The organism is Aurantivibrio plasticivorans, from assembly GCF_055392955.1.
In genome coordinates, this window is sequence record NZ_AP036020.1 from 2,480,699 (window position 1) to 2,502,127 (window position 21,429).

The 21,429-nt window shown below is 45.0% G+C and carries 21 protein-coding genes; 1 reads left to right on the forward strand and 20 read right to left on the reverse strand.

Translation table 11 applies throughout. The features are described 5' to 3' along the window. Positions 1-65: 65 nt before the first annotated feature. The 9 genes from flhB to ACZ5NB_RS11220 form a co-directional block, all read right to left on the reverse strand. Positions 66-1,202: a flagellar biosynthesis protein FlhB gene (gene flhB / locus ACZ5NB_RS11180; RefSeq protein WP_460233696.1), complete on the reverse strand. Its 1,137-nt coding sequence runs from the start codon at positions 1,200-1,202 to the stop codon at positions 66-68. Next, positions 1,203-1,985, reverse strand: coding sequence for a flagellar biosynthetic protein FliR (gene fliR, locus ACZ5NB_RS11185; RefSeq protein WP_460233697.1), 783 nt, complete (start codon positions 1,983-1,985; stop codon positions 1,203-1,205). Further along, positions 1,986-2,255, reverse strand: a complete 270-nt coding sequence (gene fliQ / locus ACZ5NB_RS11190) for a flagellar biosynthesis protein FliQ (RefSeq protein WP_460233698.1) — start codon at positions 2,253-2,255, stop codon at positions 1,986-1,988. Continuing rightward, positions 2,252-3,088, reverse strand: coding sequence for a flagellar type III secretion system pore protein FliP (fliP, locus tag ACZ5NB_RS11195; RefSeq protein ID WP_460233699.1), 837 nt, complete (start codon positions 3,086-3,088; stop codon positions 2,252-2,254). The genes fliQ and fliP overlap by 4 nt, the downstream gene beginning before the upstream one ends. A gap of 3 nt (positions 3,089-3,091) precedes the next feature. After that, the gene (gene fliO, locus ACZ5NB_RS11200; protein ID WP_460233700.1) at positions 3,092-3,538 is read right to left on the reverse strand and encodes a flagellar biosynthetic protein FliO; all 447 of its coding nucleotides are present in this window, start codon (positions 3,536-3,538) and stop codon (positions 3,092-3,094) included. A 56-nt stretch (positions 3,539-3,594) separates the two neighbouring features. Beyond that, positions 3,595-4,020: a flagellar motor switch protein FliN gene (fliN, locus tag ACZ5NB_RS11205; protein WP_460233701.1), complete on the reverse strand. Its 426-nt coding sequence runs from the start codon at positions 4,018-4,020 to the stop codon at positions 3,595-3,597. After that, entirely contained in the window at positions 4,013-5,047 is a 1,035-nt protein-coding gene (gene fliM, locus ACZ5NB_RS11210; protein WP_460233702.1) for a flagellar motor switch protein FliM, read from the reverse strand. Before fliM ends, fliN begins: the two co-directional genes overlap by 8 nt. 12 nt (positions 5,048-5,059) lie before the next feature. Beyond that, entirely contained in the window at positions 5,060-5,596 is a 537-nt protein-coding gene (locus ACZ5NB_RS11215; protein ID WP_460233703.1) for a flagellar basal body-associated FliL family protein, read from the reverse strand. Between the two features lie 182 nt (positions 5,597-5,778). Beyond that, the gene (locus tag ACZ5NB_RS11220) at positions 5,779-7,416 is read right to left on the reverse strand and encodes a flagellar hook-length control protein FliK (protein ID WP_460233704.1); all 1,638 of its coding nucleotides are present in this window, start codon (positions 7,414-7,416) and stop codon (positions 5,779-5,781) included. A gap of 275 nt (positions 7,417-7,691) precedes the next feature. Between ACZ5NB_RS11220 and ACZ5NB_RS11225 the strand changes: the two genes are divergently transcribed. Continuing rightward, positions 7,692-8,729 (forward strand): hypothetical protein, encoded by a 1,038-nt coding sequence (locus ACZ5NB_RS11225; protein WP_460233705.1) that lies wholly within the window; start codon positions 7,692-7,694, stop codon positions 8,727-8,729. A 141-nt stretch (positions 8,730-8,870) separates the two neighbouring features. Here the strand turns inward: ACZ5NB_RS11225 and ACZ5NB_RS11230 are convergent, their stop codons facing one another. From ACZ5NB_RS11230 to ACZ5NB_RS11280, 11 genes are all read right to left on the reverse strand, one after another. Continuing rightward, positions 8,871-9,185, reverse strand: coding sequence for a DUF4180 domain-containing protein (locus ACZ5NB_RS11230; protein ID WP_460233706.1), 315 nt, complete (start codon positions 9,183-9,185; stop codon positions 8,871-8,873). Positions 9,186-9,209: 24 nt separating this feature from the next. Further along, positions 9,210-9,707, reverse strand: a complete 498-nt coding sequence (locus ACZ5NB_RS11235; RefSeq protein WP_460233707.1) for a DUF4234 domain-containing protein — start codon at positions 9,705-9,707, stop codon at positions 9,210-9,212. 377 nt (positions 9,708-10,084) lie between these two features. After that, on the reverse strand, positions 10,085-10,429 hold the full coding sequence (locus ACZ5NB_RS11240) for an Hpt domain-containing protein (RefSeq protein WP_460233708.1): 345 nt from the start codon (positions 10,427-10,429) through the stop codon (positions 10,085-10,087). A gap of 12 nt (positions 10,430-10,441) precedes the next feature. Beyond that, a complete protein-coding gene (locus tag ACZ5NB_RS11245; protein WP_464107543.1) occupies positions 10,442-12,151 on the reverse strand; it encodes an ATP-binding SpoIIE family protein phosphatase in 1,710 nt (569 codons plus the stop codon). 89 nt (positions 12,152-12,240) lie between these two features. Continuing rightward, positions 12,241-12,546 carry an STAS domain-containing protein gene (locus ACZ5NB_RS11250; protein WP_460238871.1) on the reverse strand — a complete coding sequence of 102 codons (306 nt, stop codon included), beginning with the start codon at positions 12,544-12,546 and terminating at the stop codon, positions 12,241-12,243. 356 nt (positions 12,547-12,902) lie between these two features. Further along, a complete protein-coding gene (locus tag ACZ5NB_RS11255; RefSeq protein WP_460233711.1) occupies positions 12,903-13,967 on the reverse strand; it encodes a protein-glutamate methylesterase/protein-glutamine glutaminase in 1,065 nt (354 codons plus the stop codon). Between the two features lie 21 nt (positions 13,968-13,988). Continuing rightward, on the reverse strand, positions 13,989-14,606 hold the full coding sequence (cheD, locus tag ACZ5NB_RS11260; protein WP_460233712.1) for a chemoreceptor glutamine deamidase CheD: 618 nt from the start codon (positions 14,604-14,606) through the stop codon (positions 13,989-13,991). A 31-nt stretch (positions 14,607-14,637) separates the two neighbouring features. After that, entirely contained in the window at positions 14,638-15,471 is an 834-nt protein-coding gene (locus ACZ5NB_RS11265; protein WP_460233713.1) for a CheR family methyltransferase, read from the reverse strand. Between the two features lie 89 nt (positions 15,472-15,560). Then, positions 15,561-18,236, reverse strand: a complete 2,676-nt coding sequence (locus tag ACZ5NB_RS11270) for a methyl-accepting chemotaxis protein (RefSeq protein ID WP_460233714.1) — start codon at positions 18,234-18,236, stop codon at positions 15,561-15,563. Between the two features lie 121 nt (positions 18,237-18,357). Then, a complete protein-coding gene (locus tag ACZ5NB_RS11275) occupies positions 18,358-18,909 on the reverse strand; it encodes a chemotaxis protein CheW (protein ID WP_460233715.1) in 552 nt (183 codons plus the stop codon). A 22-nt stretch (positions 18,910-18,931) separates the two neighbouring features. Then, the gene (locus ACZ5NB_RS11280; RefSeq protein ID WP_460233716.1) at positions 18,932-21,427 is read right to left on the reverse strand and encodes a chemotaxis protein CheA; all 2,496 of its coding nucleotides are present in this window, start codon (positions 21,425-21,427) and stop codon (positions 18,932-18,934) included. Positions 21,428-21,429 lie beyond the last annotated feature (2 nt).

A 21,429-nucleotide genomic window follows, 5' to 3' on the forward strand; every position in this document is an offset into this window, starting at 1 on the left:
ATCGCAAGAAGCGTACCCAAACCGATACGCGTAATGAATTTATCTCAAGTAAAGTTTCCCCATCGTTAGTCGTAGCGAAGGTCAGGCGGCACAGTAATATTGCGTGGGTACATCGGCTTCTGTCCCTGACCGCGTCGGAAGTTTCGCAACTGGAATACGTAGGCCAAAACCTGTGCAACAGCCACGTATAGTCCCGCAGGGATTTCTGCTTCCAATTCCGTCGTATGGTAAATCGATCGAGCTAACTGAGGAGATTCAATGATTTCAATATCGTTAACATTCGCAATCTCGCGAATTTTCATGGCGATTACATCGACCCCTTTTGCAAGTAAAATCGGGGTATCCATAGAATCGGGATCATACTTTATTGCGACCGAATAATGAGTCGGGTTGGTAATCACCACATCCGCTTCAGGTACGGATGACATCATACGCCTATTAGACATCTCCCGTTGCAATTGCCTAATTCTGCTTTTAACTTCGGGCTTGCCTTCGGAATCTTTCATTTCGTCTTTAATATCTTGACGAGACATCTTTAATTTTTGCGAGTGATCCCAAATTTGAAACGGCACATCAATTGCGGCGACGGCCAATGTGACAGAAGCCAAGATGATTGCAGCCCAAACGCTAATTTCAAGTGAATGAATAATAGCCGGACGGAGAGACTCATCGGCCAGCCCAATCATTTCGGCTTGGCGGTTCATCAAAATAAGAATGGCCACTGATAGGACCAGAACCACTTTAGCCAACGCCTTGAAAAGCTCCATCAGGGACTTCATCGAAAACATCCGTTTCAGCCCCGCACCTGGGTTCATTCGATTAAACTTAGGTGCCATCGCTTTAGTACTGACAAGCCAACCACCGAGCGCTATAGGACCAAGTATTGAGACAACCGTGAGCACCAAAAACAATGGAGCTAACCCCCATAAGGCATCTGCAAAAGCCACCACCAATTTACTAGTCATTGCCGCAGGGTCGTATATATCCTCTCGCTCAAAAGAAAAGCTGATTGACATAACTCGCATAAGGGACTGCGCCATTGCGGGCCCAAACACTAACAAACCGACGGTTCCACCCACTAATATCGCAAACGTCGTTAACTCCCGAGATCGGGCAGTCTGGCCTTCCTCTCGGGATTTTTGTAAGCGTTTCGGGGTGGGTTCTTCCGTTTTTTCTTGGCTACTGTCTTGCTCTTCGGCCATTTACTTAGCCTCCAGTAGACCATCAACAAACTGAAATCCTTCATTCACGATAATTTGATAGTTGGGTAAAAAACTCACCAAGCTAAACCAAATCAATAGCAAACCAAAAATGAGCGTGATTGGAAATCCAACGGTAAACACGTTCATTTGGGGCGCTGATCGGTTCATCACACCAAAAGCGATATTCACGATAAGAATGGAAGTCAATACTGGCAAGGCAAGCAACAAAGCACCTTGAAACATCCATGAGCCAATACTGAGAACATGCCACAAGGCTTCACGAGTAATACCAAACATAGCCACTGGCATAACATTAAAACTGTCAATGAGTACTTCTAAGGCGATAAGGTGACCATTTAAGCTAAGAAATAGCAATGTCGATAACATAAGATAAAACTGTGAAACGACTGTCACCGTAATTCCATTACTCGGGTCATTCATCGATGCGAAGCCCAAGCCCATTTTCATCGCGATTAATTGCCCAGCGAGTACAAATACATGAAATACTATTTGAAGAATAAAGCCCATGGCAAAGCCAATGAGCATTTGCTGAACCACTGCTAACAGCGTCGCAAGATTGATCCCCACCTTAATATCCACCTCAGGCAGTAGGGGCGCCGAGATAGCAGTGACTACCAATGCAAATATCAAGCGTGTTCTGGTATTGACCAGTTGAGAACCAAATACTGGCGCGGCAAGGAAAAAAGCGCCTATACGACAAAAAGGAAAGAAGTAGAGACCAATTAACTCTAACAATTGAATATCGGTTACAGAGAACATCATTCAACCGATAATATAGGGAATATTGGTAATAAGACGGTTAAACAAGTCCATGAGTTGCGTGACCAACCAAGGCCCCGTCATCATAATGGTCGCTAACGTCACCAATAGTCGAGGCAAAAAGCTCAGTGTTTGCTCATTTATTTGGGTGGCAGCCTGAAACATGCTGACAATAAGCCCTACCCCTAAACTGGGTCCAACAATGACAGCCACCATAATCACCGTTAGATAAAAGGCATCAGCGAATAGGTCCATTACAACTTCAGGTGTCATGTGCCAAAGCTCGCTGCAAGAGTGCCAATTATTAACGCCCAACCGTCAACCAGTACGAACAACATTATTTTGAATGGCAAGGATATGATAAGCGGCGACAACATCATCATGCCCATTGCCATCAACACACTTGCAACAACAATATCTATTACCAAAAAAGGAATAAATAAAATAAAACCAATCTGAAATGCGGTTTTAAGCTCACTCGTCACAAAGGCTGGAATGAGAATGGTAAAAGGTGTGTCTTCTGCTGTTGCAATATTAGTGGTATCTGAAATTTTCATAAACAACTCAAGATCGGATTCTCGAGTTTGTGACAACATAAAATCATGGAATGGCGTTGCCGTTCGATTGAGCGCTTCTTTCCCTGAAATTTGTTCGCTTAAATAGGGCTGCAACGCTTGCTCATTAACCACGCTAAATACCGGGGTCATGATAAATAAGCTTAGGAACAATGCTAGACCAATTAATATTTGGTTCGATGGCGATTGCTGTAAACCAATGGCTTGCCGCAATATTGCAAATACTATAATGATGCGAGTAAACGATGTCATCATCATTAGTAAAGCGGGGATAAACGTTAGCGCCGTCATTAGCGCTAAAATTTGAATTGTTACTGAATAATCTTCGGAACCATCTTCGTTGGTCTCTACCGTTAACGCTGGCAATCCTGGAATACCACCGTCTGGCACCCAGTCAAACGGTTGGCTGGCGCTAGGAGGTATCGTATCAGCACTTTCCTCCTGCGCAAAACCTAAAGAAGGCACGATCAAGCCAAACACGACCAGGCTCGCGATAAACAAAAACAACTTTATTGGGCGCGTGCCTCGCATTATTTACACCTGCCCCTTTTTCATGATGTCTTTAATTTTCCTTGAAAAATCCGAGACTTCGCGCTGGGTCTTTGTGTCTACTATAGGCTCATCAATAACATGTAGCGTATTAATATTCTGAGCGGTGATGCCAAGCAGCAGTTGTTTCTCACCCAATTCAACGAGTAGCAGTTTTTCTCTCGCTCCGAGCGACAGACTACTGACGATTTGCATGTGTTGATTCTGTAAAAACGTACCGCCACTTATCCTGCGCGCCAACCATGCTAGCGCAAAGATTAAAGCAAGCACCGCTAATAAACCCATAAAGACCTGCATGATATAGCTGGCGTTAGATCCAGAAACTCCAGTCATACCATCAGCATAAGATTCATAAGAGCTGATCATTGTGCTTAAAAATATCACGCTTAAAGCGGCGCGTTTTCGGTAATAGCTTGCAAATGCCAATATCACCTTTCGATACTCCTTGTATCTCTTTGCAAATTTACAGGTTGTCGAATGAGTTAGAGCTAACCTAAGCGTTTTATTCTCTCAGCAGGACTGATGACGTCAGTCATTCGAATACCAAATTTTTCGTTCACAACCACCACCTCGCCATGGGCGATCAGCGTTCCGTTAACCAGCACATCAAGTGGTTCGCCAGCTAAACGATCTAGCTCTATCACAGAACCTTGATTTAGCTGCAGTAAATTGCGAATCGTGATTGAGGTACTACCAACTTCCATTGACATGGTTACAGGAATATCCAGAATCACATCGAGATCAGGGTTCCCTGAAGCTTGTTTCAGCTCTAGACCTGGGTCACCACTAAAGTCGTCAAGCTCGGCGACTTCGCCTTCAGTGTCTTCTTGCTCCTCCAGCGCTGCAGCCCACTCGTCCGCCATATCTTCTTCGGATGAGCCTTCCTCCGGAACTAAATCGTCTTCATCACTCATTGCTCTTTTCCTTCTGTTCCTGCTTTTTCTTCTGCAGCGCTGCTTTTTCGGTAACGCCAGGAATGTGCACTCGTTTAATCACTTCGTCTATTTTGAGCGACAAATTGCCATTACATTGCCCTATGCGACTTTTAAACATGGGAATTCCATTAGCGGTAACAACATGAAAATCCGGCATTTCTACGGGTATCACATCACCGGTTTTTAACTCCATTATTTCTCTAAGCGGAATTTCCCGCTTAACGACATCTGTTTCTAGATCCACTCGCGCATCCATAATATCGTTACGCAATGCATTCACCCATCGATCGTCAGACTCGTCAGAATCCGTTTGCAAACCAGCGTCGAGCATTTCCCTAATGGGTTCAATGGTGGAGTACGGAATCGTAATATGTAGCTCACCACCACCACCATCTAGCTCTACATGGAAAGTGCTAACGACCACGACTTCACTAGGACTAACGATATTGGCCATTGAAGGGTTCACTTCAGAATTCACATATTCGAAGTCGATATCCATTACCGCTTTCCAAGCTTCAGCCAAATCAATGAATGCCTGCTGCAACACAATTTGAACTACGCGAAGTTCGGTTGGCGTAAATTCCCTACCTTCAATTTTCGCATGACGGCCATCGCCACCAAAAAAATTATCAACCAATTTAAAGACTAACTTGGCGTCAAAAATGATGAGCGATGTACCCCTTAGAGGCCGAAATTTCACCATATTTAAACTGGTAGGAACATAAAGGGTGTGCACGTATTCACCGAATTTTTGAATCTGAATACCACCGACCGACACATCGGCTGTACGGCGCAATAAATTAAACATGCTAATACGGGTATAACGTGCAAAGCGCTCGTTGATCATTTCCAGTGTCGGCATACGACCGCGGACAATGCGGTCTTGGCTTGTTAAGTCGTAGGATTTAACGCCGCCCTGCTCAACATCATTTTCAGTTTCAATCTCGCCATCATCAACACCATGAAGGAGCGCATCGATTTCGTCTTGTGATAGTAGATCTTGCATGTTAGCTCTCGATTACTGCATCACGAAGCTGGTAAAAAGTACTTGTTCTATGCCAGCGTCCCCAATTTCCTTTTCTAAAAGCGCTTGAATTTCTTCCCGCGCCGCTTCTTGTAACTTTTCTTTGCCTTCGTGTGTTTGGAGATCTTCGTAAACCTGGCCACCAAACAGTAGTACCAGTGCATTTCGTATTGCTGGCATGTGAGTTTCTATCGCGCTAATAACTGTCTCATCTCGGGTCATCAGCGTTAACTCGGCCTGAAGAAAGCGTTGTCTACCGCGCGCTTGAAAATTGACGATGATAGGCGGCTTGAGTGGAAAGTAGATCGCAGGTTTTGGTCCTTGATCTTCCTCGGGAACTTCTTCAATCATTTCAGCTTCAACCATTTCATCTTCAGCACCCGTGAACATATCTAGCGCGAATAATGTGCCAACCACAGAGATAATGATGAGCACAAGAATGATCGCCGCAAGAATACTGAGCTTTTTCTTGCCGCCACCGGACCCTTCTTCGCCTTCACCGGTGTCTTCTGTATCGTCCTCATCTGCCATGTCAATTTCCTGTCGTTTTATTGAATAACATCCGTTATTCACAGTAAGAGCAAAAAAAATGCCAGCGGGAGACAATTGGGTTTCTAAATGGGGTAAGTTTGAGAGGGAGGGAGGATGAGCGGCAGATTTGAAAAATCTTACCGCCTAGAATTTAGCGTTCCACGTTTTGCGATGGCTGTACGCTAAACGTAATAGTCCACGAGGTTGAGTAGTTCTAATGTAGCGGGTTCATCGCTGCTATTCACTGAATCGCCCTCACCTGGCATCCCAGAAGTAATTCCACCATCGGTGTTATCGTCCTGCGCCTCGTGCCCAGAATCGCGGCCTGACACATCAACATCGACTAGATTTAAGCCTCCCTGTTCGAACATTTCTCTTAATCGAAAAGCATTTTGATCTAGCATGTCACGAACGCTGGCGTTATGACTGACGAAACTAATACTGGCGGTATCTTGATTTACAGCAATCTTAACCTGCAACGGCCCAAGTTCTGGCGGATCCAGCCGAACCTCTGCAGACTGCACTTTCTGACTGGCTAGCCAAAACATCTTGTCAGCCATGGCCTGCCCCCATTCTCGATTACTGGCCAGTACCGGCAATTTAACTGAGGGCCCAACGCCGTCCTCCCCTCCACCTACTTGGTGGAGGGTTTGTAAGGTCTGTCCCCACTTCCCATCGGCGGCGAGAGGCTTGATTGTCATCGCCATAGTAGAACCATTGTCAGCAAGAGCTGACTTGCCATCCACCGCTTGCGACTTACCTAATAGATCGACAGACCTGAGATCCTGTTTCATGTTGTTTCTGAGGGCTTCTGACAAGGTAGCGGCAGTGGGTACCACCTCTGCCACTCGACTGCTTTCAGGCGACTGCGCGGTGGTACTGATAAGGTCGCTAGCCCCTTGCCCCGTAGACATTAGATGAGAGCGGCCTGAGTTTGGCATGGCGTTGGTATTTCCGAAGGTTTCCACACCTGGCTTCTTGGGGCCTACTTCGGCGTGAACAAGATCGTTAACCGCTCGTTCACTGGCAAGATCTTTGGCTTGCGTCTGAGAGTTACCATTTTCAAATACGCTATCAACGGCTTCTATCGGTATGTGAGTCTGCGGCTCATTGGCAACAGTGCTTGTTGTACTAAGGTTAGTGTTTTCACCTATCGGTTGAAGTATTTGAGCGATAGCTTCTGCTAAGGGGACCCCACCTTCAACTAGGTCCTCTAATGCCTCCAATTGCTGTGGTGTCAACTCCTGAATGGCATTTAGCCCGTTGAGGTTTAATTCCGACAGGCTGTCATGCATAGCGGGGATACTTAGTGAGGCAGGTAAATCTTGTCGCTGTTGCGGCAAACTATTGCCTTCAGGCTGAAAAATACCCCGCGGCGTATCGTCATCCGTATTCGCTTGGTGCGGCGCGCTGTGCGCGCCACCTTGTTCTTCAGTGGCATCATAAGATTTATTTTCCGTTGCGGCTTTTACATCGTGGTCCGCCGACTTATTTTGTCGTTCACTATTCGCATTTTCACTAAGGTCGTCGCTTTTGCGCGCTTCATTTGCTGATGACTTTACTTCGCTAGAATGATTCGGTGAAGATGGATTATCTTTCTCTTGAACGCCTTTTTTTTCTGATTTTTCAGCAACTTGCGACGCACTACCTGTTGTTTTATTGGGTTGTTCGGATCGATCACGGAGCACCTCGTGAAAGCGTTTACCGGACTCAGAAGGCGCTTTATCCACGACACGAGTCTTGTTTTCTGGGTTTACTTTCACCACAGGGTTAGCATTCAGTGACAATATAAAATCAGTCGAGTTTGGTGTTGCGCCCATTTCAGTAGACTCCTTACAACGCTATACACAAGATGCTGCTACCACTATATCTAATAGCGGGTATTTAAATTCTATGAGAAGAAGTGCAAAGGCAGTGCCAGATCAAAAACCGATGAGTTAACCTAATGAACGTGGCTTAAATAAACTAGGTCACGATTAAACTAGGTCATGGTCACCTTACCGATTGAAAAGCCAAAAACAATAATTTGAAAAACAAAAGCAATTGTGCGGTTTTCCCGCAATTTAGACGAACGATGAATTCAGGAGTTAGAAAAATGAAAGCGTCACGCGAGACGATACGCTACTTAGTTAGGCTTTTGCCTAGTGTAGTCATTAGCGCACTAATGACTACTACTAGCGTCGCTGAAAACTACACAATACCTCGTATGGCAGATGGAAAACCCGACTTGCAAGGCGTATGGACCAACGCATCGCTGACGCGTATGACTCGCCCGGCAGAGTTCGAAGACCTTGTGATACCAAAGTCGAAAATTGAAGAAATCACTTACAACTCCTACTACAACCGCCGTTTACGCGAAGACAATAAGCGAACCGACCCGAATGCACCACCGCCAAACGACGGCGACACAAACAAAGGCTATAACAACTTTTGGATTGATCCGGGTTCTACTTACGGCATAGTGAAAGGTGAATACCGTTCTTCTTGGATTATTGAGCCAGAAGATGGGCAAATTCCCTACTCCAAAGAAGGCCGGATGGCCAGAATGGCTGCTTTCAGACCCACCGGTAATGGAAAAAATGGCCGGGTAGGAATGTTTGACGGCCCAGAAGTTCGTCCGGTCGGAGACCGCTGTCTCATAAGTTTCGGTAGCTCAGGTGGTCCGCCGCTTAACAATGTGATGTACAACAATCATTACCAATTTGTACAAACCCCCAATCACGTGATGATTATGGTAGAAATGAATCATGATGCTCGCATCATTGATCTGAATGGGCAGCACAATCCAGCGGCAGTCAAAGAATGGTTTGGTAGCTCAGTGGGACAATGGGAAGGTGATACATTAGTTGTCGAAACTCAAAACGTACACCCTATTCAAGAAACTCGTGGGGCATTTCCGTTATCAGAAAAAGGAACAGTGATTGAACGTTTCACTCGTGTTGGCGAAAAAGAAATGCTCTATGAATTCACCGTCGACGATCCTATTTTTTACAGTAAGCCTTGGAAAGGTGAAATGACATTAACTAAAGATGACGAGCAAATCTTTGAGTATGCTTGCCACGAGGGGAACTATGCGCTTCCAGGCATATTACGTGGTGCTCGGAAAGAAGAACGAGAGAAAACAGGCAAGTAGTTTTATGTTATAAGTCATTCATAGTGTGTTAAAAAAGGCGTTTGAGTTTTCTCAAACGCCTTTTTTATATTTTTTACAATAATCAAAAGCCATATTTAATTTAACAATGCCATCTATATTTAACCATTACGACGCTGTAAATCATAACTCAAGCCAGCTTTCAGCGGCTGCAACGGAGTCGAAGAACCTTATCGTCGAGTGCCGCTGATGATCGCGCATTAGCTCAGTGATGCGGGCCCCGTAATCGTGCTCTTGCGGCACGATGAAAGCGGCTTTAAACCCATAGTTCACAAACTTCTGAAATACCTCGCCTGCAACACCATTGCTTAAATCAAAAAACTCTTTATGCAGATCAGACTCTGTAAAAATACACCCCGTTAAACCGCTGCCAATTACAGCTAACGCGTCTGATGCCGAGTTCAACACAATAGCGTGGTCCCTAGCGAGTAATGTCATCCCAACAACCAATAGTCGAAATAATTAGCTCTGACCTTCGACGGTACTCGTTAAGTGATCTTCAGACTCGTCGATGTACTCATTGATTTTATATTGCAGATAATAAATCTGAAAAAAGAAGGTAATAATATTACCCAGTGAATATCTGTTTTTAAATATTTCATCGACAAGTCGATTTCTAAATTTATACACCCACACCAAAATAAGAATATTCGCCACTAGATCTACGATCGATGACAGTAGCTCAATTTCAGTATTACCCTCATACATTGATACAGGAATGACCATAGCGAAAGACAGTATATAGAAGCCTAATACTGAATTCACAAACGCTTCGGATATTGTATTTTCAACGACGCCATTCAGCTGCTTTGTGCGCGTATACAACCAATACGGTACATAAAGGGACAGTGTAATAATAGAAAGGCCAACCACATACCAAGTACTAAACCGCTCAAACGGAACTGTAGACTTGTCTGTCTCGATAACTTGGGACTTTGGCGTAGAGTAGATATTATCCATGTTTATCCTTGTTGATGATTAAAAGGCATGAGCCAATGACGGCAATCTGTGTGAGCCACCCGGTCGACTAATAGGCACTCAAGAACAAACATTAAACCGACAAAGCACAAGGGAATCAATGGGGAATACCGCAATGTAGATTTGCGCGCCACGAGACGGAGCAGCATAGAACATTAGCTATGATATCGCTGGAAATGTTTGCGACAAAAACGTAGACGTAAATTGGCCTTTACAACCCAAAAACACGGCAATTCAAATAGTACTGAAAGAAAACGACGGGGTTTAGCGTTGCATGGTCAAATGGGTCAACAAGCAAGAAGTACTTTTAAAGCGCAGCGCAGGCGTTTGTATTGGTTGGCGATAAAGAAATACAGTAATCAATTGAGTAATGCTTTAAGGCTATCAGATATTATCGCGAACGCCGCTCGTATATCCGATAGATTTTCCTCGAGACCGCATAGGTCACCATCCCTGCCTTTGTGTTCAACCACTAAACATAAGCCAGCGAGCCCAGTAGCGCCTATGTTTCCGCTACTGCCTTTCAGGCTATGGGCTTCTCGCCGAACGGCCTCTGAGTCTTGTGATTTTATTGCTTCAGCGAGCGCAGCGACTCGTACTTCAGAGTCCGTTAAATACGTCATGATTAGGTCGTTAAAGCCGTCTTCCATAACGTCCTTGAGCATCTCGAGAGTATCTTGATCTAGTGCGGTATGGTCACTCATTCTGCCCTCCTCCTATCGATCAGATCGCCAAGAATAAACGACCTCAATCTCATTGCCGTTGCCCAAATATTTTAGCGATTCACACATCGTTCTTATGAGTGGAATTCCTCTACCGCAGTATCCCTTTTTAGAAGAAAGATCGAGTAGCTTGTTGTCATACTCAAACCCTTTACCACTATCTTTAACTTTTATCGTTAAATTACCGCCATTTTCTCGGGTATCGTGGGAAATGGCAAAATTGATTGAAGCGTTCTGCAAGTTTGCTAATCGCTCTTCCCGTTGAGCGTAATACTCGGCAAAACCTTCAGGCGATGCTTTCAATTCCGAGCTTAATCCCAACACCCCGTGTTCTAATGCATTGGAATACAGCTCCGCTAAAATGGTGTATAAGCTTCCGCTGTGCGACCTGAGCCCTGGAACTTCAGTGACGATGTTCAACAGTAACGGTAGGGGATCAAAATAACGAATTGTCGACGGCAAAATTTCAAACTGGAGCCGCCACTCCATTAAACCTGGACCTTCTGTAGAATAAGAAGGCATTGACTTAGAGGACACCTCCTCTGGGGCAACCATTTCGATCTCGACCAGCGACAAGTCATCATCTGCCTCATTATCGCCAATAAAACCCTGCACAGCAGCCATTACGTCGTCAAAGAGTGAGGGTTTGTTGTTGCTGTTGTGAAACGTATTTAACAGTCTTTCTTCACCAAACATTTCACCAGCACCGTCACGGGCTTCGTGAATACCGTCGGACCACATATAGACTTTGTCGCCAGGATCTAACTCAAAATGGAGGCAATCTACTTTCATTTGAATGTTTGATAATACACCCAGGGGTAGATGTTTAGACTTAATATGATCGACAGTACCAGTTTTAGGCCTATAAATTAAACAGTCTGGTAGCCCCCCATTCCAAGCAGTAACGGTGCGTTCATGAAAGTCGACTTCTAAAAATGTTGCACAGCAAAATACGCCAACAGGCAAGATCGACTTTAATTTCTGATTGATCTCACGAAGAATATCGGACAGTGCGAAACCTTTTTGCACCATGCCATAAAAGGTTGAAGCAAGCGGCATCGCACCGATCGCTGCAGGCAGACCGTGACCAGTAAAGTCGCCTAACAAGACCATCATACTGCCAGAGGGACGCAGGGCCGCTACCAGGACATCACCAGTGAATACCGCCATTGGCGATAAGTAGTGACGCACGTTCGCTGCATCTAAGCAACCACTGTGTGCTACATTGTCAAAAACTTGCTTGGCTACTGTTTGCTCTTGAATAAGATGATTATTGTGAATTTGAATTTGATCGCGCTGTTCCAGCATCGTGCGATGCATTTCGCGCATGCGGTTAAATGACTTGATTTTGGCTTGTAAGATAACCCTGTTGTAGGGCTTTTGCAGGAAGTCATCACCGCCCGCATCAAGACATTTAACCAGTGATTCGGTTTCGGTTAGGGAGGTCAGGAATATGATGGGGATTAGCTCTTCACCCGCCAACTCCTTGATTTGCCGCGCAGCACCAAAGCCATCAAGATTTGGCATTAACGCATCGAGTAATACGATGTCCGGCCGCTCTTTCTCAAACTGCTCAACCGCTTCCACGCCATCCCTAGCACAGATGACCTGGTGACCTTCTTTACTTACGATTGTTTGCAGAATGAGACGATCGGTATCCGTATCGTCGGCAATTAAAATTTTGAGGTTACTTTGCTCTGTCATTGCAGGCTCACCGTGTAAGTACGTATCTTCTCAGCTGTAAACTTTAAGAGAAGTCCCTGTACGCAAGCGGAATAAGTGTGCTCGACGGCTTACTGAATTGTGAACAGCTGTTCGAAATTTGAAATCGTCAAAATCTTTTTCACGTCGGGACTACAATTGACAATTTTTACGGTAGACGAATCGCCTCCTGCATGATCTCTCAACAGAAGTAACATGCCCAATGCTGAACTATCTAGGTAGGTAGTCTCACGCATGTCGACGAAATACACGCTGGGCGCGGTTTCAAGATTTTCATAACTTCTTCGAAAATCCTGGTGAGCGCTAAAGTCGAAGCGTCCCTGAATCGAAATGGTGAGTTCCGAGCCATCCGGTGAAATGGATGAGTTAATTGCCATAATCGACCTCTTACGATATGAAATAGTCCCTTAGCACGGCTTATACACAGCCTTTTACCTAAGAATAGACTAATTTTTCCTGAGCAAGCGAGAAATCCCTGAGCCCGACCCACATTTTGTAAGATTATTCAAAATCATCAAATATATTAATGTGAGCATTCGTTTAAATGAGCCTGATCTTTTCCAGCCACCCCAAAATAAGTAATAAACGCGGGTTTCAAGATCAAATACCAGCGAAAAACGGTCTGTAAATCACTGTCTTCGATGGGGCCAGATTCTATGTAGTCGCTAGGCGTTGGTAAAGCTCTGTTGAAGCGTTTGTGACAATATTTCGATATAGATAGTAAAAGTAAGGATTATCGGTAGCTTTCCGCGATAATATTAGACGCGATCTGCTTAAGTGGCAGTACTTTAGTCGCCCCGCCGAGCTTAACGGCCACGCCAGGCATTCCCCAAACAACGCTTGTTGCTTCATCTTGGGCAATGGTGAGGCATCCCGCTTCTCGCATCTCTAACAGGGTTTGCGACCCATCCGCTCCCATTCCAGTGAGTAAAACCCCCATGCAATTGTTTGCGAGAGTTTCGATGGCCGACTTGAACAGTACTTCTACTGATGGTCGATGGCGATTAACGGGGTCACTTTTCTCAATTTGACAGACATAGCCATAGGCAGACTTACGCACACGCAAATGATCGTCACCAGGCGCCAGATACGCGTGGCCTGGTTTAATGGGCATATTGTTTTCAGCTTCTACAACAGTAAGCTTGCTGTTGTTATCGAGTCGTTGCGCGAAAGAACTACTAAACGTAGCGGGAATATGTTGGGTTACTAGTATCGGTGGAGATTCAGGGGGTAGTGCTGTCAAAACTTCCTTGATGGCTTCCGTTCCACCTGTGGAAGCGCCTATAAAGCATATAAAATTTCTTCGTAGCGATTTATTTTTCTGAACGTTCACACCAACTTTATCGTTTGATGCTCTCGCACCCTGATTCTCCAAGGGAGAGACATTTGCGTGCGCTGCGGCGAGGACTTTTTCAATGATTTGCTCGCGATACTGCACCAACCCAACATCACCAGTGGACATTGGCTTGGCCAAGTAGTCAACTGCGCCATGTTCTAACGCTTCAAGCGTGGCTGGCGCACCCGCTTGGGTCAGCGTTGAAATCATCACTACGGGTATAGGTCGAAGCCTCATTAGGTTTTTTAAGAACGCAATGCCGTTCATCTTTGGCATTTCAATATCAAGGGTAATGACATCTGGGTTAGTGCGTTTAATGACTTCCCGCGCTTCGAAAGGATCAGCAGCGACACCGACCACACGCAGCCGAGCATCTGAGTTGAGAACCTCGCTCAATAACGCTCTGACTAATCCTGAGTCGTCAACAATAACTACCTTGGTTAAATCTCGCCCTATAGGCATTGATTACATCCCTTCAAATCGTCAAAATAGCTCGATATCGCCACTGCTAGGCTCTTTCTTACTAATTGTTTCGATGTACTGCATTTCGCGCTCTTTGATCGTATTATTATGTAAACTGCGTAGTCGCTTAAGCTTTACCCTACCGCTATCACTAAAGTAAATTACCTTACGCGGGCAATCATCACCCAGGTCCTGAGCAACAACTTCTAGCTCTTCTCTTGCTAGAAACTCGAGCACAAATAAAATATTTCGCTGACCAATATCAGTCATATTTTTTAGTATTTTTCCGCCGCCAAATACTTTAACTTCAAGATTGCGTTTTTTCCCACCATGTTTATATATCTCATTCAGCAAGAACTCCATTGCCCACTCACCATAGCGCATCGGAGCACTCACCTGACTACCTTGCCAACCATCTTGACCATTCGCTGATGCTGGCAACATAAAATGGTTCATTCCACCTACGCCAGTGACCTTGTCGCGAATACACGCCGATATGCACGACCCAAGCACTGTAGTAACTATTTCGCCGGTTTTACTTACATAGATTTCACCAGGTAGTATTTTCGCTGCTGGGACATTTAACTGCTTATCCCAATAGCGATTAATATGTTCAAAACCTTGTGTAGGTTTTGGCAACCGATTATCCACTTTTCGCGATGCTTGCACGCTAATTAATCCGTTGATAAATTGTTCGCCCCAACGATTTAAATCGATTGGATACACGATGCAAGTTTTCGGAATGTCCAATAAAGAGATACCCATTTGGCGATAGCATATTAGCCATGCGATCAAACAAAACTCGCTGAGTATCTTTATCAAAGTAAATTACGACATTGCGGCAAAATATAAAGTCGAATGGCCCTTTCATTGGCCACTCGTGAAGGAGATTGAGCGGGTTGAATGTAATAATATTACGGACATCTTCCTTGACACTCACAGATGACATATCTCGGCTACGCCGAAAAAACCGTTTCATCTTTTCTTCTGGAATTCGCTCAACTCTATCGAACGAATAAATACCTGATTTTGCCTTGGCAACCACATTGGTATCTAAATCAGTCGCGAGTAGCTTACAGTCCCAAGATTTTAGGGGTACTTTTTCTGCAAGTGTGATGGCGATTGAATAGGGTTCCTCGCCCGTCGAGCAACCTGCGGACCAGCAACGTAATCGTCTAGTGGTTTTATTAAGCTCGAGAATTTCTGGAATAGCTGTATCACGAAGAAAGTCAAAATGGTAACTCTCACGAAAAAATGACGTGAGGTTAGTAGTAATAGAATTTACAAACTCTCGGAACTCCGGCTCTGCACGCGATTCAAGAATATCGCAATATTCATCAAAGCCGTTTAGGTTTAATCGTCTCAAACGTCTAGCTAGGCGACCATAAACCATATTCCTTTTATGATCACTTAGCTTGATCCCAGTGCTATCATACGCAATCCTCTGAATACACTGAAAATTCTTATCTGAGAACGCAAACTCTCGTTCTGATTCTGCTCTCACTTCTGCAACTACCTCTAGCTAGCGTCCCGTATTGGTGTCTACCAACTTATTACTACACGTCTCCTCGAGATTTTTATACTTCAACTCAACTAAAACTCTTCCCAGTCCTCATCCGCGTCAAAACTATCGCTGCTGCTAGGAGGTAACGGTGTGGCTTTTTTCGTACTTGTTGAGATAGGTGTGGCAGTCATCTGCGGTTGCTGTGCCGCTGTAGTGCTGGTTGTGGTATGCCCTCCCACAGAAAAGAAGGCTACCATATCGTTCATACTACGAGCTTGCTCTGCCATGGCTTCCCCTGCGGCACTTGCTTCTTCGACGAGCGCAGCGTTTTGCTGGGTCATTTCATCCATCTGAGTAACGGCAGTATTTACCTGTTCAATACCGGATGTTTGCTCTTGTGCAGCCTCAGATATATCGCGCATCATGTTGCTAACACTTTCAACCGCTTCAACAATATCTCTTAGCGTCGAGCCAGACTCGTTGACTAATTTCGCTCCGTCTTCGACCTTACTAACGCTGTCACGAATTAGGTCTTTAATTTCTTTCGCTGCAGCTGCAGAGCGTTGCGCAAGGTTTCGCACTTCGCCAGCGACAACCGCAAATCCACGCCCTTGTTCACCAGCACGCGCAGCTTCTACCGCAGCATTGAGTGCAAGCAAGTTGGTTTGGAATGCAATCTCATCAATTACACTAATGATGTCCGCAATTTTTTTGCTCGATTCATTAATTTCGCCCATTGCAGTGACGGCGCGTTCAACAACCGCCCCGCCCTCACGTGCCTTAGCTTGCGCTTGACTGGACAACTCATTAGCTTCTGACGCATTTTCCGCGCTTTGTTTAACGGTGGAGGTCATTTCCTCCATACTCGACGCAGTTTCCTCGAGGCTCGACGCTTGCTCTTCGGTTCTCTGGCTAAGATCGGCATTACCTTGCGCAATTTCGTTCGCTGCTGAGCTAATCGCACTGGAAGATGATCGAATGTTACTGATCACCTCGGTTAGCCTATCGGCGGTTGCATTCGCATCGTCTTTCATTATGCCGAAAGCACCTTGGTAGTCACGAGTGATGCGTTCTGACAAATCCCCTTTCGCCATAGCGCCCAACATGCGGATAACATCATTGAGTGCAACTTCTACAGTACTTGAGAAACGATTCAAGCCCTCACCCAAGTTCCTGAAGAATCCTTCTTTTCCTTCCAGTGATATCTGCTTGGTAAAATCACCTGCAGAAGCCGCTTCAACTATCTGATCGACCTCATTTTCGATACCGACTTCTTCGGTTCTATCCGTCCACTCAACTACGCTGCCTATGCGTTCCCCTTCTACGACAATGGGGTTAGCAACAAGCGAGAATGTTCGACCACCAACGTTAATTTCTGTTTTATAAGTTGAGCTTAGCGCAGCGACCATTTTTCTTTGATGACTTGGGTTCTTATGGAATATGTCTGCATTAGCGCCCAATAGTCTGCTCGCATCGAACCCCGGCATGTCTGTGCGTATATCTCGCTCTGCATTTTTCATCATGTTAGACACAGCTTCGTTCATATAGATGATATTGAAGTCTGGGTCTGCGATCATGACATTAGTCATGACGTTATCAAGGGCTTGTTTGACACGGGCATTTTCTGAAGCAACACGTTTTTCCTCAGTTTCTCTTGCCAACTGATCGGTCAAATCTTCCCACTCGACAACGGTGCCTACGCGGTTGCCATCCATATCGAGCCAAGGACTCGCTACTAATTTAAATGTCAACCCTGAGACTTTGATACTTGTGCTGTACGGATCAGATAAGTTATTTATCAAGCCTCGTTGATGTGATGCATTCTTATGAAATTGGTCTACAGAATGACCTATCAATTTATCAACACCAAACGAAGGTAATACAGTTTTAATTTCCGCTTCACGGCCGCGAAGCATCGCCTCAACCTGTTTGTTGAGATATACGATGTTCATATCATTGTCTGCAAGCATCACGTTTGCTTGGCAAAGCATGAGCGCGTTAGAAATGTCCGCATTTTTCTTGCTTTGTAAGGATTCTAACTTTTGCGCGGTTATGTCTGAGGCAAATTTGACGACTTTGCTTACCGTTCCATCCGATTTGATTATTGGGTTATAAGACGCTTGAATCCAAACTTCCTTACCACCTTTTGCTATCCGCTTAAACTCTCGAGATGCGAAGGTGCCCGCTTTTAAACTATTCCAGAATTCTACGTATTCACTACTACTCGCATAGTCTTGTTCGACAAACATTCGGTGGTGATTGCCTTTTATCTCATCTAGCGTATACCCCATAACACTCAGAAAATTTTCATTTGCGGTGAGGATTGTTCCATCTGGTGTAAATTCGATAACAGCTTGCGATCGAGATAAAGCGTCTAATTTTGAACGAGCCTCTACTAGTTCCTCAGTCTCAACTGAATCTTCCGTAGCAGGTTTTTCACTCATTGAACTCTGTAAATTAGTTAGAGTGTACGTGAGGTGACCTAATACACCGCTAGCTTGACTCCGAAATCGCCCCGCGTTACTACCTTTTGCTGCTGAGTCAACAACATCAATAGCGTCTTCTAACGTCTCCGTTAACGAGTCCATGTATTGTTTGCACAGCACTACGCCAATCACACCAAGCACCACCAGAATAATGGCAGCGACTACCATAGTGGGTTGTTCTACCGTTGCTAGGTAGCCTATTGATAATATTGCGCCGAGTAAAATACTGCCAATACCATAATAAAGCTTGGTATGCATATTTTCTGATCGTTTGTCCATGGTTTCCTCGCTAGCGTGCAAAGCTCACAGTTATATATAAAGTGTTTTATCTTGTGCCTAGTAGCTTGAAGGCCTATCTTCTTCAAGACTTTTTTGGTTCAAAGCTTAATCATTTCTAGATTTAGTGGTTCGAAGCGTTCAGTGTTTTTGACACCTCAGATAGGTCCGGCAATTCATCCATACTTAATAACTTATCAATTTCTAACAGGATAACCATTTTGTCATCAACATCGACCAGCCCTCGTATGTAGTCAGTATCAACTGCATCGCCAAGATCCGGTGCGGCTTTCATTTCTTGCCCGCCAATGGTGTATACCTCGGATACTGCATCAACAACGATACCCATAATACGGCTGCCATTTGCTGTTTCTACTTTTAGTACAATGACGACTGTCACCGGCGTATATTCAATGGCATCTAGGCCGAAGCACTGTCGTAGATCGATGATAGGTACTATCGTACCGCGTAAATTGATGACGCCTTTCACATGGGATGGCGCGTTAGGCAATGGCGTCGCTGACTCCCAACCACGAATTTCTTGAACGCATAGGATGTTTACACCGTATTCCTCATTGTTCATGATAAACGTAAGAAACTGATCACTATCACCCGCTGCCTGGCCCACCTCTGTGCCATTAAGTTCAGCTGAGTCATTTATTGCCGTGGTTTGCATAGTCACCTCGAATTCGATCAGATCAATGAATATTTATAGCGTGTTCAGATTGCTGGTGGCTGCCGTACATAGAGTTATTCATACGGTGTTTAACGCCAGCAATTTTTACTATCCCGGGGATATCTAAGATAAGTGACACTGTCCCGTCGCCAAGAATCGTCGCTCCCGAAACCCCCTCAATACGGTGATAGTTTTGTTCAAGACTCTTAATCACTACCTGCTGCTGAGCTTCGAGTTCATCCACTACCAAACCGACCTTATTGCCATCCGACTCGACAACCACCAATAAGGAGTCGCGCAAATGCGTACTATCAGGATTTATATTGAAAACTTCGTACAATTTGACGATTGGCACATATTCATCACGCAGTTGAAAAACTTCGCAACCGCCCGCTACCAAGTTCACTGATGCATCATCAATCTGCATAGACTCGACGATTGATACTAGAGGGAATATATACGTGTTGTTGCCGACACGGACGAGTTGACCATCCAAAATAGCAAGAGTTAAAGGCAGACGAATGGTGATAGTAGTGCCAACATTTTCCTCTGATTTGATATCGACACTGCCATTAAGCTCTTGAATATTTCGCTTAACAACATCCATTCCCACACCACGCCCAGAAACATCACTTACTGCTTGCGCGGTTGAAAATCCAGGGTGGAAGATGAGGTCATATACCTGAATATCGGACATGCTGGTTGCTTCAGCTTGAGAAATAAGCTGTTGCCGTAGCGCTTTTTCTATCAATTTTTGTCTAGATAACCCGCGACCATCGTCAATAATTTCAATGACAACATTTCCGCTTTGATGGTATGCATTTAGGGTTATTTTTCCACCCGCCTTTTTACCCGCAGCGACTCTTTCCTCGGGCGTTTCAATGCCATGATCAACCGCATTTCTAACCAGGTGCACTAACGGATCGCCAATTCTCTCCATTACTGTCTTATCAAGTTCAGTTTGTTCACCTAGTAATTCAAGTTCTATTTGTTTACCCAGTCGACGGCTAAGATCTCGAACCATACGTGGGAAACGACTGAACGCAAAACTAATGGGCAACATGCGGATGCGCATAACGCTTTCTTGTAACTCTCGCGTGTTATGCTCGAGCTGACTTAATCCTTCACGCAAGCGCGACAGTTGATCCTCAGAAAAATTATTACCAATCTGCCCCAACATGGATTGAGTAATAACTAACTCGCCCACCATATTGATCAAGTTATCCACCTTATCAATGGCGACACGAATTGAACTAGACTCTCCTGCTTTGCTAGGTGCCCGCGCTTTTGCTGGCGCATTCGTTTTTGCCGCTACCGGTGCCTGATCATTGCTAGCGACTGTCGCAGGTGGATTTGGTTGATCGACCGATTGCGACTGCTCTTCTTTAGCGACAGATATATTGGCTATCGGCGCAGTGGACTGCGTCTTTTCGATCGTTTGTTGCTGTGATAATGGTGCAATGTCAACCACAGCCTCATCCATTACCCATTCAAAGATATGCTCGACAGAAGACTTTTCAATTTCGCCAACTAAACTGACATCCCAACTTAGGTAACAACACTCCGGCTCCAAGGCTGCAAAGCTGACGAGCTTCGATGTATTGACAGATACGGCCATATCGCCAAGCTCGGCTAATTCCCTAAATAGGCGTGAAGGCTCATTACCCGTTCTTAGCATGTCTTTATTCGGTTGAAAATGGATAAACCAACCAGAGATATCTGACGCCGTGACTTTTTCTACAGCTTCATCGACTTTAAAAGGAGATATGATGATGTCCGATTCATCGGACACCCACTCAAACACTTCTTCGAGTTGCGCTTTCTCTTCATTGGTAATAACGTCCAATACCCAAGAAAGACTACAGGACTCCGGGTCCATGTTAGTTAATGCCGGTAATGTGTTAATACTGCAGCTAACAGACACTTCGCCTAACGTGGCGAGTTCACGGAACATCCTGAGAGGCTCATTCCCCGTGGCAAGAATATCTGCTGATGGTTTGAATTCAATACGCCAGCCGTTGTGGCTAACCGGCGCTACGTCCGGAGTATTCTCTTGAGTCGTTGCTACTTTTGCTGGCGCGCTGCTATCGCCTGCACTGCTGCCATCTGCAGCACTAACTCCAGCACTATCGCCCGCCAGTATTTTTTCAAATTCTTGTTTGAGCTCGTCGCTACGGGATGTATCGATATCCGATTCTGACTGTATGGAGCCAAGTAAATCACGAAGACAGTCAACCGATTGCAAAAGTAGATCGACGTCGTCCGCAGAAATACTCCGCGTGCCCGATCTAACTTCATCCAATAATGTTTCAAGTACATGAGTAAATTCAGAGACGACATTAAATCCAAACGTCGCCGATCCACCTTTAATGGAATGGGCCGCTCTGAAAATGCAGTTGATGGTTTCAGCATCGATAGCGTCTGGATCTAGCTCCATCAACGCCGATTCCATGCTATCGAGACCCTCGAAACTTTCTTCAAAAAAGACTTGATGAAACTGGCTTAAATCCACGCTCATGA

What these genes read in the sequence shown, in the direction of transcription:
- flhB (WP_460233696.1), bottom strand. Translation starts at nt 1,202, where the DNA reads ATGGCCGAAGAGCAAGACAGTAGCCAAGAAAAAACGGAAGAACCCACC.
- fliR (WP_460233697.1), bottom strand. Translation starts at nt 1,985, where the DNA reads ATGATGTTCTCTGTAACCGATATTCAATTGTTAGAGTTAATTGGTCTC.
- fliQ (WP_460233698.1), bottom strand. Translation starts at nt 2,255, where the DNA reads ATGACACCTGAAGTTGTAATGGACCTATTCGCTGATGCCTTTTATCTA.
- fliP (WP_460233699.1), bottom strand. Translation starts at nt 3,088, where the DNA reads ATGCGAGGCACGCGCCCAATAAAGTTGTTTTTGTTTATCGCGAGCCTG.
- fliN (WP_460233701.1), bottom strand. Translation starts at nt 4,020, where the DNA reads ATGAGTGATGAAGACGATTTAGTTCCGGAGGAAGGCTCATCCGAAGAA.
- fliM (WP_460233702.1), bottom strand. Translation starts at nt 5,047, where the DNA reads ATGCAAGATCTACTATCACAAGACGAAATCGATGCGCTCCTTCATGGT.
- ACZ5NB_RS11215 (WP_460233703.1), bottom strand. Translation starts at nt 5,596, where the DNA reads ATGGCAGATGAGGACGATACAGAAGACACCGGTGAAGGCGAAGAAGGG.
- ACZ5NB_RS11220 (WP_460233704.1), bottom strand. Translation starts at nt 7,416, where the DNA reads ATGGGCGCAACACCAAACTCGACTGATTTTATATTGTCACTGAATGCT.
- ACZ5NB_RS11225 (WP_460233705.1), top strand. Translation starts at nt 7,692, where the DNA reads ATGAAAGCGTCACGCGAGACGATACGCTACTTAGTTAGGCTTTTGCCT.
- ACZ5NB_RS11230 (WP_460233706.1), bottom strand. Translation starts at nt 9,185, where the DNA reads ATGACATTACTCGCTAGGGACCACGCTATTGTGTTGAACTCGGCATCA.
- ACZ5NB_RS11235 (WP_460233707.1), bottom strand. Translation starts at nt 9,707, where the DNA reads ATGGATAATATCTACTCTACGCCAAAGTCCCAAGTTATCGAGACAGAC.
- ACZ5NB_RS11240 (WP_460233708.1), bottom strand. Translation starts at nt 10,429, where the DNA reads ATGAGTGACCATACCGCACTAGATCAAGATACTCTCGAGATGCTCAAG.
- ACZ5NB_RS11245 (WP_464107543.1), bottom strand. Translation starts at nt 12,151, where the DNA reads ATGACAGAGCAAAGTAACCTCAAAATTTTAATTGCCGACGATACGGAT.
- ACZ5NB_RS11250 (WP_460238871.1), bottom strand. Translation starts at nt 12,546, where the DNA reads ATGGCAATTAACTCATCCATTTCACCGGATGGCTCGGAACTCACCATT.
- ACZ5NB_RS11255 (WP_460233711.1), bottom strand. Translation starts at nt 13,967, where the DNA reads ATGCCTATAGGGCGAGATTTAACCAAGGTAGTTATTGTTGACGACTCA.
- ACZ5NB_RS11270 (WP_460233714.1), bottom strand. Translation starts at nt 18,236, where the DNA reads ATGGACAAACGATCAGAAAATATGCATACCAAGCTTTATTATGGTATT.
- ACZ5NB_RS11275 (WP_460233715.1), bottom strand. Translation starts at nt 18,909, where the DNA reads ATGCAAACCACGGCAATAAATGACTCAGCTGAACTTAATGGCACAGAG.
- ACZ5NB_RS11280 (WP_460233716.1), bottom strand. Translation starts at nt 21,427, where the DNA reads ATGAGCGTGGATTTAAGCCAGTTTCATCAAGTCTTTTTTGAAGAAAGT.